This window comes from Candidatus Aquicultor secundus (assembly GCF_002791875.1).
GTDB lineage: Bacteria > Actinomycetota > Aquicultoria > Aquicultorales > Aquicultoraceae > Aquicultor_A > Aquicultor_A secundus.
On record NZ_PFNG01000131.1, the window covers coordinates 1 to 285 of the forward strand.

1 pseudogene is annotated in these 285 nt (G+C 47.7%); it reads right to left on the bottom strand.

The features are described 5' to 3' along the window. Window positions 1–205, bottom strand: a pseudogene (locus COY37_RS05420) (heat-inducible transcriptional repressor HrcA); the annotation flags it as partial. Between the last annotated feature and the right edge of the window lie 80 nt (window positions 206–285).

The following is a 285-nucleotide window of genomic DNA, read 5'->3' on the forward strand; positions in this document are numbered from 1 at the left end:
TATCGGTGGGGATACGTCCCGCAGAGGTGTGCGGCTGCCTAAGATACCCCAGATACTCAAGCAAGGCAAGCTCATTACGAACTGTGGCCGAGCTTACACCAAGTTGGTATTTCTCAACCAGCCTTTGCGAGCTTACCGGCTCGGCTGTAAGAATATATTCCTGTACGGCTACAAAAAGAATCGCCTTTTTTCTTGTATCAAGCATAACTTACTCACCTAGCACTCTACCCCGTAGAGTGCTAAACAAACAGTATCACCTGATGAGAATGGATGTCAAGGAAGGAG